Origin of the sequence: Bacteroides sp. D2, assembly GCF_025147085.1 — a bacterium.
In the GTDB taxonomy this organism is placed as follows: Bacteria; Bacteroidota; Bacteroidia; order Bacteroidales; family Bacteroidaceae; genus Bacteroides.
In genome coordinates, this window is record NZ_CP102261.1 from 838,419 (window position 1) to 850,776 (window position 12,358).

Genomic DNA, 12,358 nt, shown 5'->3' on the forward strand with positions numbered 1-12,358 from the left:
AGAAATAAAAAAATAAAATCTCTTTCAGAGAGCAAATAATGATAGCATTGTGGAATGCTATGCATTGGCTGCTTTCTTCTGCTTGTTCTTAGGGGTGCGTGGCTGGTCTTTATCAGCTCCGGTGTCATTTTGCTGCTTCATCCATTTTTGCAGTTCCATCGTCAGTTCGGCTTTCTTCTTACTATATTTCTTCACATCCGCCAGATTATTCATCTCGAACGGATCTTTCTTGATGTCATATAGTTCGAATTCGGGACGATTCTTGTAACGGTTCAATATTTTATGTGCCCGATCCGAATCCTGTGCTTTCCAGGAGAGATACCATTCTGCCTTTTCAATATGTTTTTCCACGTATGTTTCTTCCGGAGTCAGGTTCCAGATCAAACGATAGTGTCCGTCTGAAATGGAGCGAATCGGATAGGCCGGACCTTCGGGAACATTGTTGTGAACATGATAAGCATACTTATGATGTGTCTTTGTTTTTCCCTGGAATACGCCCAGCAGACTCTTTCCGTCTATCACGTCAGGAATTTCTCCGCCTGCAACGTCGATGAACGTAGGAAGAAGATCTTCATATTGCACGATGGCAGAAGTTTCCACACCCGGTTTAATGACACCCGGCCAGGAAGCAACCATCGCTGACTTGACACCTGCACTCCAATTCGTCCATTTAGCTCCGGCAAATTGCGTACCTTGTTCGGAGATGAAAATAACGAGCGTGTTCTGCAACAAATCTTTATCTTTCAGAATCTGCATGGCGTCGCCCACTTGCTGGTCGAGCAGACCGACTTCTGCCAAATATCTGGCATAGTATTCACGCGTTACTTCCGTATCGACAAATTGAGGCGGCAACTGAAGTTTCTTCCGGTCGAAGACGGAAGCGTCACCACCCGTCCAGGGAGCATGCGAGTTGATAGAAGCCAATACCAGGCAGAAAGGTTGGGAAGAATCGCGTTCCATAAACTTCTCAATACCTTTGGTATGATAATCTGTATTTGTGCTTGTACATCCTTTGGGGAATCCCGGTACATCTTCGAACGGGAAGTTAGCCAAAGGTTTGATATGCCATTTTCCGGCTAATCCAACCCGGTAGCCCAGATTTCCCAGGTAAGTGGGAAGAGATTTTACATCGGCATTGACCGAACTATGGTTTGCATAACCACCATGATGCATCGGATACATCCCCGTATAAACACAATGACGGGTAGGCGTACTCATCGAAACGGAGTTATACGCATTGTTGAATTTTATCCCCTGCTCCGCCAGTGCGTCTATATGAGGAGTCTTGTTGTTTACAGCCCCGAAACAACCTATATCATAATAGGAGCAGTCGTCGGCTATGATTAATAGAATATTAGGCTTCGAAGGAGTTTGGGCAAACCCGTTTCCTATCGCCAATCCGCCTAGGAGGCACATACTAATCATTGATTTTTCCATCTTGTATTATTTTCAATTTATTGGGTCAACATCATTAACGTACTACTTTCCATTCTTTGGGAGCCTTGAATCCGTCACGGCCTTTGCCATAGGGTACTTCCGGCAGACAAGGAGTAATGGTGTCGTATTTCACTGCAACCTGATACAATGCTTTCACAATCTTCTCGTTTCCTATGCTGGCATTTTTCTTTTCATAAGGATCTGTTTTATACTCAACCAGGAAATCCTGTTTCAAATCAAGTCCCGGTTTCATGCCTTTTCTTATCAGTTTATAGTCTTTATTGACTACGGCTCCGTGTCCCAGATAAAAATCGCGGTCGATGCAGCTCTTCTTACCATTCAATACAGGGAGTATGCTGATACCGTCATATTCACGTTTCGGACGACTGTGATCTCCCACCAGTTCTTTCAATGTAGGAACAAGGTCAACAAAACCTGTCACTTGTGAGCTCAAGTTCTTATATTGTTTCTCCGCTTTCTTCCAACAGAGAACAGCCGGTGCGTGTACACCTCCGTCCCACTCGTCGAATTTATGTCCGCGCAATGGTCCTGATGAGGATCCCGGAACACCGGCAGAACCGTTATCGCTAAAGAAGATAAAGAAAGTGTTGTCCATTATTCCTTTCTTCTTCAAGGCATCTACAATAGCTCCGATTCCTCTGTCCATACAGGAAACCATTGCACTGTAAGTCACTTTTTTCTGTTCTTTCGGTGTCAGGCTATCGAAGTTATCACAATAAAGTTTAATATCTTTTTCCTGTGCTTGCAGCGGAGTGTGAGGTGCATTATAAGCTACATACAGCATAAACGGACCTTCTTTCTCGTAAGCATCGATGCAGCGGATGGCTTCTTTGGTAATCAGTTCGGTAGAATATCCCTTGTCATGGCAAGTTTCCCAATCATTGTGCCAGTCTAATTCACCCTCACGCGTGAGGTCGAAATAATCTATTGCACCGTTCAGGTGGCCGTAGAAATGTGAAAAGCCCCTATTCATCGGATAATGCACTTTCTTCGTATGTCCCAGATGCCATTTACCGATAATGGCTCTGTTCTTATATCCGTTGCGTGCCAGCATATCGGCCATCGTTTCTTCATTCTCGTCCAGACCGTCTTCACGCCAAGGCGGAATAACAGCCGAACGGACACCAAAACGGTTCGGGTAACGTCCCGTCATCAGTCCTGCACGGGTAGGTGTACTGATAGGAGAAGTATAAAAACGTTCGAGCTCCACTCCTTCTCCAACCAGAGCATCCAGACAGGGAGTTTTGATTTCACTTCCATGAAATCCTACATCTCCCCAACCCAAATCGTCGGCCAATACAATCACAATATTAGGACGCTCTGTCTGTGCATGAAGAAATGCCGGAAGCAGAGTACATCCACAAAGCAAACCAAAAAATTCTTTTTTCATGATATACGATTTATAAATAACATTCTGTGTTTTATTCGTTTGATGTGTGACGGCTTATTTTTTCTTTCCCGGCATGTGTTCGAAGGCACGCATCTCGGTAGCTTGCCCTTCGTCTCCACAATCCTTCATCCAACGTTTCAATTCTTTATCCAGCCGGCTGATGGTAGCGGTTTGTGTCGCATCTTCCGCCAGGTTTTTCATGCAATACGGGTCATTCTTCACATCATACAGTTCGATAGCAGGACGATGCTGGTATTTAGTAGTCATTGCTTTTGCATGAGCATCTGTCTCCGCCAGGCTCTCCCACTCTTTAAACAAGGGAGAATTGGTTTCAACATTCTTGAAAGTAGCTTCCGGAGTGAGATTGACAATATATCTGTATCGGCCATCGTATACCGAACGGATTCCGTAATAAGGCGATCCGGCATTGATACCTCTCGTGGTCTGAAGGGAGAAAGAATATTTTTTGTGCTCTTTCTTTTTACCTGTCAGCACCGGTTTGAAGCTTTCTCCATCCACTTTCGCCTGTGGCTTTCCTCCTGCTATGTCGACAAAAGTAGGAACAATATCGACGTATTCCACCAATGCATCACTCACGCTTCCCGGCTTAATCACTCCCGGCCAGCGAACGATACAGGCAGAATGTACTCCTGCATCATAACAAGTCCATTTGGCAAAAGGCAGGCTGTTGCCTTGCTCGCTCAAATATACGACAACAGATTTATCTGTCATCTTTTCTTTATCCAGGATAGAAAGGACGTTGCCAAACTCCTGGTCCATGAAATTGATTTCTGCCAGATAATGAGTCAACAATTCGCGTGTCTGGGGAATGTCCACATACATAGGGGGCAAGGTTAGCTTATCTGCATTAAATTGCGAAGCGTCTCCCTTATTCCAGGGGGTATGCGGCTGATTGGAAGCGACAAACAGACAGAAGGGTTCTCCGTTTGCTTTGCAGTCGGAGATAAATTTCTGAATTGCTTCAAAGTTCAATTCCCCTCCTTTCAAAGGAGGTACATAAAGGTCGAAAGGAAATACTGATTTCGGAGCGATATGCGATTTTCCAATCAATGCAACTTTATAGCCCAGTGGTTGCAGATGATGCACGACACTCAATGTTCCTTTATCGGCACAAGTATGATTGGGGTAAGCGCCGCTACGTACAGGCCACAGACCGGTATATAAATTATGGCGGGTAGGTGACGACATCGGAACAGCCTGATAGGCTTGCGTGAAACGTACTCCCTGTGTAGCGAAACGGTCGATATTCGGAGTTTTCGAATCAACGCTTCCATAACAACCCAGGTCATAATGAGAACAGTCGTCGGCTATGAACAACAGAAAATTCGGTTTTTCCGTTTGCTGCGCAAAAGACAGGCTGGTAGCACCCAATGCAACGGATGCACTCAATAGTAATTTATTCATTTCGTGTTCCTCCCTTATTTATTTCTTCGGATGTTTAGGCAATACAAAGTTAGCATTCGCCCATTTCTCCCATTCGGTAACCAGTTTCGTCAGTACTTCGGGATGTTGTTCTGCCAGATTGTTACGTTCGGTGCGGTCTTTAACCACATCATACAGTTCCCATTCTTTTCCTTTTTCGTCGCGGATCGCTTTCCAGTTACCCCAACGGATTGCTCTGTTGTTTTGATGTTCCCAGTACATATATTCGTGTAAAGAGTCTGTTTTCTTATGAATGGCAGGGAAAAGGCTGCTACCTACTAATGGATGTATTTTGTTTCCACCGTGATAAGTTTCCGGATAGGCGGCTCCTGTCGCTTCCAGAATAGTCGGCATAATGTCCGGTAAATAACCGGGAACACGGCACCATTCCCCTTTTTTATTATTCAGATTGTTTTTCCACGACACGATAAGAGGGGTAGAAATGCCTCCTTCATAAGAACGGCATTTGTATTTGCGGAACGGAGTATTGGAAACCTGCGCCCATGCTCTTCCGTAAGAAGGCATTCCACTATGAGTCGGGTCGTTGATTTCAGACACTTTCCCGCCTCCCAATTCAGCATAAGGTTCGGCACAAGCACCGTTGTCGGACAGAAACATGACAAGCGTATTATCCAGCTTATGATTCTTCTTCAGGTAATCCAGTAGTTTTCCTACATTATAATCTACACAATGCACCTGTGCTGCATAAACGGCCATCCGGTAGGCTACTTCATCTTTTTCTTTCTCTGTCAATTCGTCCCAATTCCGGTTTTCCCATTCGGCGAATTCTGTGTTCGAGTCGATAATTCCCAACTTAGCCATTCGTTTCCGTCTTGCTTCACGAATCTCATTCCATCCTTTCTCACGATAGATTTTGGTGAATTTTTGAATGTCTTCTTCTTTTGCTTGCAACGGCCAGTGAGGAGCATTAAATGCCAGGTAAAGGAAGAAAGGTTTGTCGTCTTTTTGTTCGTCAACGAAGCGGATTGCATAATCGGTAAATGCGTCCGTTGTATAATAAGGTGCTTCCGGTTCCGGAAGTTTGGTGTTATCCAGCGTCAACCCGCGTCCTCCTGATGGACGAAGGTAGCTGCAAGCTCCTGCCAGAATGCCGTAGAAACGTTCAAATCCCCGTTGCAAGGGCCATTTTTCTTCTCCATGCATTCCCAGATGCCATTTACCTGCCATATAAGTATGGTAGCCTCCTTCTTTCAATACCTCGGCTATTGTGACACAGTTCCGGTTGAGGAATCCTTTATATCCCGGCACTCCCCAGTCGTTCGGGCTCTTTTGATTCTCTTGCTTAAACGGATCTTCGGACATTTGCCCGATACCTGCCTGATGCTGATACAGTCCTGTCATTAAACTGGCTCGGGCGGGGCAAGAACGTGAAGTGTTGTAGAATTGGGTGAAGCGTACTCCTTTGGATGCCAATGCATCAATATTAGGGGTCAGTATTTCTCCACCGTAGCAGCCGATATCGGAATAACCCATATCATCTACCATAATCAGTACGACGTTCGGCTTTTCCTGTGCCGAACAAAACGATGCCATCAGTAAGGGGGCAGTCATTAAGAAATTCTTCTTTACCATAGTATTATCAATTATCTGGAAAACAAAAGTAGAGAAGTTTATGCAAAAGGAAGGAAAAATGCTAATCAATAAAGAACAAAATCAGGTATATCCACAAAAAAAACACATAATTACTCGATCAGCATTTATTTTAACAATGAACAGTTTTTGTCCTTTATTGAACAAATAGTTTCCTGTTCTAAATTTCAATCTCGTTACCTTTGTATCAAATCAATACGTTGAAGATATCACTCAGAAACGCAAAACTAAAAAGTAACAAAATGAGAAAGACACAGCTTGTTTTGGTCGGTTTACTGCTATCCTTTACAGTAAATGCGACCAATGATATTCCCCGTCCGGAATATCCACGTCCGCAGTTCGAAAGAGCCGAATGGATTAATTTAAACGGAACATGGACCTATGAATTCGATTTGTCGAATTCTGGAAAGAACCGACAATTAACTACCGCAAAGCAGTTAAGCAACACAATCACCGTCCCCTTCTGTCCCGAAAGTAAACTATCAGGAGTAAATCACACGGATTTCATCGAACAAATGTGGTATCAACGTTCTATTTCCATACCTGAAAATTGGAAAGACAAGAAAATCATGTTGAACTTTGGTGCAGTAGATTATCACGCAGAAATATACATCGACGGAAACTATCTCGGCAATCATGACGGGGGCAGTTCTTCTTTCTCGCTGGACATCACTCCGGCTGTAGAACCGGGAAATACGCATAGCTTGGTCGTTTTTGTTGCTGACAAGACCCGTTCAGGGCTTCAAGCAGTGGGCAAACAATCTACCCAGTATAATTCATACGGTTGCTTTTATACCCGTGTCACCGGAATCTGGCAGACGGTATGGCTAGAAGCCGTTTCTCCGTATGGTTTGAGATCTGCCCGGACGAATCCGGATATCGATCAACAACAATTAATCGTCACACCGGAATTTTATCGTTCTTCGAACGATGAGACACTGGAAATTACTTTATATGACAACAGTCGTCAGGTAAGTCGCAAAGTGGTGAAATGTAATAACGGTTCCAGCGTTGTTCTCCCGGTTAAGGACATGAAACTCTGGAGTCCGGAAAACCCTTACCTATACGACATAACCTACCGTATAAAAAATGCCAATGGGGAGGTTATCGATGAGGTAAAATCATACGTGGGAATGCGCAAAGTACACACTTCCAACGGACAGATTTATCTGAATAACGAACCTTACTTCCAACGGCTTGTGCTAAACCAAGGATACTACCCGGACGGTATCTGGACCGCTCCCACTGATGAAGCACTAAAGAATGATATTCTGCTTAGCAAAGAGGCCGGATTCAACGGCGCCCGTCTTCATCAAAAAGTATTTGAAGAAAGGTTCCATTACTGGGCCGACAAACTGGGATTTATTACTTGGGGAGAATCTGCCAACTGGGGAATGGATTATAAAGAAGAAGAGGCAGCCCGCTATTTCCTGACGGAATGGTCGGAGATACTTATGCGGGACTATAATCATCCATCCATCATCGCATGGGTTCCCTTCAATCAGCCGCTCGAAAATCCTTATACTCTTATATCCGGCAAGATGCCGCGTTTAATCATTGATACATACCGCCTGACGAAAGCTATTGACCCCACACGATTAGTCAACGGCATTGCCGGCGACACCCATTTCCTGACGGATATCTGGGGAATTCGTAATTATGAGTCCGACACTGCGCGTTTCGCACGCTACTTAAAACCTAATGAAAAACAAGCATTCTACAATCATCAACCGTTCTTCATCGGAGAGTTTGGCGGAATGCTTTGGACTGGGGCACATAAAGACAAGACTTCATGGGGATACGGCAAAACGATCACAAGCGAAGAAGGTTTCTACGAACGATTGGAGGGATTTATGGATGCGATAGCAAATGCTAAAGAGGTGACCGGATTCTGCTATACTCAACTGACAGACATTGAACAGGAAAAGAATGGCATCTATTACTATGATCGTCGTCCCAAGCTAGATATGAAACGAATTAAAACTATTTTCGAAAAGATCCCAAGTAACAGATTTCTAAAAATTAAAGAATAAGCTATCATGATAAAAAAGCGAATCTTAGTGATATCCGTATTGTGTACTCTCCTGACCGTGTATGTGTCAGGAGAAGTACCTCCCGCCAAGGTTGTATTCCAACAATACATGAACCAGGCACAAACATTCGCCAACAACTTTCCACGGGAGAAAGCGTATTTACATTTTGATAACACGAGTTATTATGTCGGTGACACAATTTGGTTCAAAGCTTATGTCACCCTTGCCGAAAAACAGACTTTCAGTCTAATCAGTCGTCCTCTGTATGTGGAGTTAGTAGATCAGACGGGGCATATAGCAGATAAACAAATTATCAAGCTGACACAGGGACAAGGGAATGGACAATTCATTCTTCCTCATTCAATGCTATCCGGTTATTATGAGGTACGCGCCTATACGCGCTGGATGCTTGCTTTTAATGAACCACAGTATTTTTCGCGCACTTTTCCTATTTATCAGCTTTCCAATAGTGATAAACTGGAACGTAGTATCACGACTTATGAATTAAGTTCGTCAATGGAGAACCGGCCGTCTGAAACAGAGGAGAAGTTAAATGTGCGTTTTTTCCCCGAAGGAGGACAATTAGTGGAAGGGGTAACTTCGCAAGTCGCTTTCAAGGCGGAGAGTAAGAATGGAGGGAACATTGAATTATCGGGAACGATCTATACCAAAGAAGGAACAGAGATAACCTCTTTCGAGACTTTGCACGATGGAATGGGACATTTTGAATATACCCCTTCCGCTCAACCTGCGATTGCTAAAGTCAGTTTTCAAGGAAAGAAATATGAATTCACACTTCCACAGGCATTGCCTAACGGGTATGTTTTGAGTACTGTCAGTAATGCCGGTGCTCTTTTGGTGAGAGTATCCTGCAATGCCGCCACCCCTCAAGACACATTGGCCGTATTTATCAGTCATCAAGGGCGTCCATCTATCCACCAGCTGATTAGTTGCCGGGCGGATGCTCCGCAGGAGTTTATTCTGCCCACCCGTAAACTACCGGCAGGTGTACTGCAGGTCAGCCTCATCAACCGGGCAGGTAATACATTGTGTGAACGTTTTGTCTTCGCTAATCCGCGTGCTCCACTACAAATATCGACGGAAGGATTGAAAGAAGTGTACGCTCCCTATGCTCCCATTCGTTGCGAATTGCAAGTAAAGAATGCTAAGGGAGAACCTGTATCCGGAGAATTGTCGGTCAGCATTCGGGACGGTGTCCGGTCCGACTATCTGGAGTATGACAACAATATTTTCACGGATCTGTTGTTAACCTCCGATTTAAAAGGATATATCCATCAACCCGGTTATTACTTCGCATCCCCGTCTCCGCGAAAGCAAACCGAACTGGATATTTTATTGATGGTGCACGGATGGCGTAAATACGACATAAGCCAGGCCATCTCTACCGCTCCTTTCACTCCGCTTCAATTGCCGGAAGCACAACTGGTACTGAACGGGCAGGTGAAATCAACCATTCTCAAAAATAAACTGAAAGATATTGCGCTTAGCGTGATAGTGAAGAAGGACGATCAATTCATAACCGGAGGAACCGTGACCGATGAAAACGGCCGTTTCACCATTCCTGTGGAAGATTTTGAAGGAACGACAGAGGCAGTGATCCAAACCCGGAAAGTCGGTAAAGAACGTAATAAGGATGCTTCTATACTGATCGACCGCAATTTCTCCCCCGCTCCGCGGGCTTACGGCTACAAGGAGCTTCATCCGGAATGGAAAGACCTGACCTACTGGCAACAGAAAGCCGAGAGTTTTGATTCTTTATACATGGATTCCATCCGGAGGGTAGAAGGACTTTATGTATTGGATGAAGTAGAGATAAAAAGTAAACGCCGACAGGGAAGCAACATGGCTACTAAGATCAGCGAGAAGAGTGTTGATGCTTATTACGATGTACGCCGTTCGGTGGATGTATTACGCGATAACGGAAAGATTGTCACCACCATTCCTGAATTAATGGAAAAATTGAGTCCGCAATTTTATTGGGATCGCACCAATGACAAGCATACGTATCGTCAGAAACCGATCTGCTATATCATGGATAATCACATTTTGTCTGAAACAGAAACTCAAATGATGCTGACTGAAGTGGACGGATTGGCTTCTATCATCATTAGCAAAGGCACCGGAGGTATCGATGACGACATTATCCAAAATACAAAGATGTCCGAGGTGACTGATAGCACGGGAGTCGATATAAGCAAACTGGATAAATATAGTGTTTTCTACCTGATTCCCCTGCCCAGACGCGATGTGTTAAATAAAAGCCAGAGTGCAGTACTTGGTACCCGACAAACCGTTATCCAGGGATATACCCGTCCATTGGAATATTATTCTCCTGCCTACCCGACCAAGGAACTGTATATGGATAAAGTAGATAAAAGACGGACGTTATACTGGAATCCATCCGTACAAGCAGATGAAAATGGAAAAGCGGTAATTGAATGTTATAATAACCAATATTCCACTCCGTTGATTATTCAAGCGGAAACGCTGGGTAAAGATGGACAGATAGGAAGTATGAGGTATTCTACCATTGGACAAATAGAATAATAATCCCTATCGCAGATTGGTTAAGTTGATATGTGAAAAATTTAATGGGGATGAAGTTGTTCCTGATCCGGAATTCTTCATCCCCATTATTTATTCAATTCTCCATTAATTCAGTTTTATATAAAGCCAATTCTACATGAAATAATAATTATTTCTTTTTCTGTCCCGGGTAAGGTTCTACCATACAACGTTTCGCCCATGCTTCGTAAGCTTTAGCCATCTCTGTCACCTTTTCCGGATATTTAGCAGCCAAATCGTGTTGCTCGCTACGATCTTCATTCAGGTTGTATAATTCCCATTGAGAGTTATTTTTCGGACGAACTAATTTCCAGCCGTCATTAGACAAGAAAGCACGTTCATTGAAGTGTTCGAAACCTAAATAATCATGTCCTTTACGATGTCCCGTCTTAAAGATCGGGAGTAAGCTCTTCCCTTCCATAGGAAGAATATCATGTCCCTTATAGGTAGTTGGATATTCAGCATCCGCTAAATCAACGCAAGTAGCCATGATATCCATCACATGTCCGATTTCAGATGTCATGCCACCCACGTTCTTTTTAATTCCTTTCGGCCAATGAGCAATCATCGGAGTACAGATTCCTCCTTCATAAGATTTGGCTTTCCAAAAGCGGAATGGAGTATTCGCTACATTAGACCAACGCGCTCCCAATGAAGCGTATGTAGTCTGTGGTCCAGGCAATACCTGTTTATTACGTGGGTAAATGATTTTCTTTCCATCACGAGTCATATCCGGACGGTCGTTCTCTCCACCAGACATGTTCTGGCAGTCTTCGTTACTGCAACCATTATCAGACAAGAAAAGAATCAGTGTATTATCAAGCTGTCCGGTCTTTTTCAAAGCCTCGATAACCTGTCCGATACCCTGATCTACACGGTCGATCATTGCAGCGTGAACGGCCATCGCACGGGCATCCCATTCTGCGTGCGGGTTATCTTCCCATTTGTCATGGAACTGACGTTCGGACAAGAAGTTATCCATTCCCGGAAAAATCCCCAACTGCTTCTGACGTTCGTAACGGGCGTTACGGATAGCTTCCCAACCAACTTTATAAGTATCCTTATATTTCTCAATATCTTCAGGAAGTGCATGCAGCGGCCAATGCGGTGCTGTATAGGCCAGATACATAAAGAATGGTTTGTCATCCTTTGCATATTCTTCTACCTCTTGCACAGCGCGGTCAGAAAGAGCTTGGGTTATATAATATCCTTTGGGTACTTCCTTTATAGGCACTTCACCTTCTACCAAGCTGAACGGATCAAAGTAATCCACCACTCCATAAATTACTCCATAGTGAGAATCAAACCCACGATTGACGGGATAATGACATAAATCAGAGAATGTATCATGGAAGACACGGTGTGCCAACCATTCGCGTTGGTCTTTACGGAGTGGAGTCTCTGCAACATGCCATTTTCCAACCATACTGGTGGTATATCCTGCTTCTTTCAACACCTCGGCAATAGTAACGGCATTGCGTGAGAGTGTTCCGCGATAGCCCGACAAGTGAGCATCAAAGGTCATTCGTCCGATTCCGGCTTGGTGCTGGTAAAGTCCCGTCAACAGGGAAGCACGAGTCGGACAACTACGACTTGCATTATAGAAATGATTAAAGCGTACTCCTTCTTGTGCCAGTTTATCCAAATTAGGAGTATGAATCTCGCTACCATAGCATCCCAGATCGGAATAGCCAAGGTCATCTGCAAGAATTACCAGGATATTAGGACGTTTGTCCGATTTCTTGCCTTTCGCCTCTGCTGCAGAATGGCCAGCAACCATCAAGGCGGTCGGTAATAATAACAATTTAGAATTCATAAGTTTAATGTTGGTTTATAA

At 44.1% G+C, this 12,358-nt stretch carries 7 protein-coding genes; 2 read left to right on the top strand and 5 right to left on the bottom strand.

Annotation, left to right across the window (positions count from 1 at the left end; genetic code table 11):
• Positions 1-57: 57 nt before the first annotated feature.
• From NQ505_RS02975 to NQ505_RS02990, 4 genes are read right to left on the bottom strand one after another with little or no spacing between them, the layout of a single operon-like run.
• Positions 58-1,437, bottom strand: a complete 1,380-nt coding sequence (locus NQ505_RS02975; protein WP_008998090.1) for a sulfatase — start codon at positions 1,435-1,437, stop codon at positions 58-60.
• 34 nt (positions 1,438-1,471) lie between these two features.
• A complete protein-coding gene (locus NQ505_RS02980; RefSeq protein WP_008998091.1) occupies positions 1,472-2,848 on the bottom strand; it encodes an arylsulfatase B in 1,377 nt (458 codons plus the stop codon).
• Between the two features lie 54 nt (positions 2,849-2,902).
• Positions 2,903-4,273, bottom strand: a complete 1,371-nt coding sequence (locus NQ505_RS02985) for a sulfatase (protein ID WP_008998092.1) — start codon at positions 4,271-4,273, stop codon at positions 2,903-2,905.
• 18 nt (positions 4,274-4,291) lie between these two features.
• Positions 4,292-5,884 carry an arylsulfatase gene (locus NQ505_RS02990; protein WP_008998093.1) on the bottom strand — a complete coding sequence of 531 codons (1,593 nt, stop codon included), beginning with the start codon at positions 5,882-5,884 and terminating at the stop codon, positions 4,292-4,294.
• A gap of 260 nt (positions 5,885-6,144) precedes the next feature.
• Between NQ505_RS02990 and NQ505_RS02995 the strand changes: the two genes are divergently transcribed.
• Both NQ505_RS02995 and NQ505_RS03000 read left to right on the top strand, forming a co-directional pair.
• On the top strand, positions 6,145-7,935 hold the full coding sequence (locus tag NQ505_RS02995; RefSeq protein ID WP_008998094.1) for a glycoside hydrolase family 2 protein: 1,791 nt from the start codon (positions 6,145-6,147) through the stop codon (positions 7,933-7,935).
• Positions 7,936-7,941: 6 nt separating this feature from the next.
• Positions 7,942-10,503 carry a hypothetical protein gene (locus NQ505_RS03000; RefSeq protein ID WP_008998095.1) on the top strand — a complete coding sequence of 854 codons (2,562 nt, stop codon included), beginning with the start codon at positions 7,942-7,944 and terminating at the stop codon, positions 10,501-10,503.
• 148 nt (positions 10,504-10,651) lie between these two features.
• On the opposite strand, the gene NQ505_RS03005 is transcribed toward NQ505_RS03000, so the two are convergent.
• Positions 10,652-12,337, bottom strand: coding sequence for an arylsulfatase (locus NQ505_RS03005; protein ID WP_008998096.1), 1,686 nt, complete (start codon positions 12,335-12,337; stop codon positions 10,652-10,654).
• Positions 12,338-12,358: the final 21 nt, after the last annotated feature.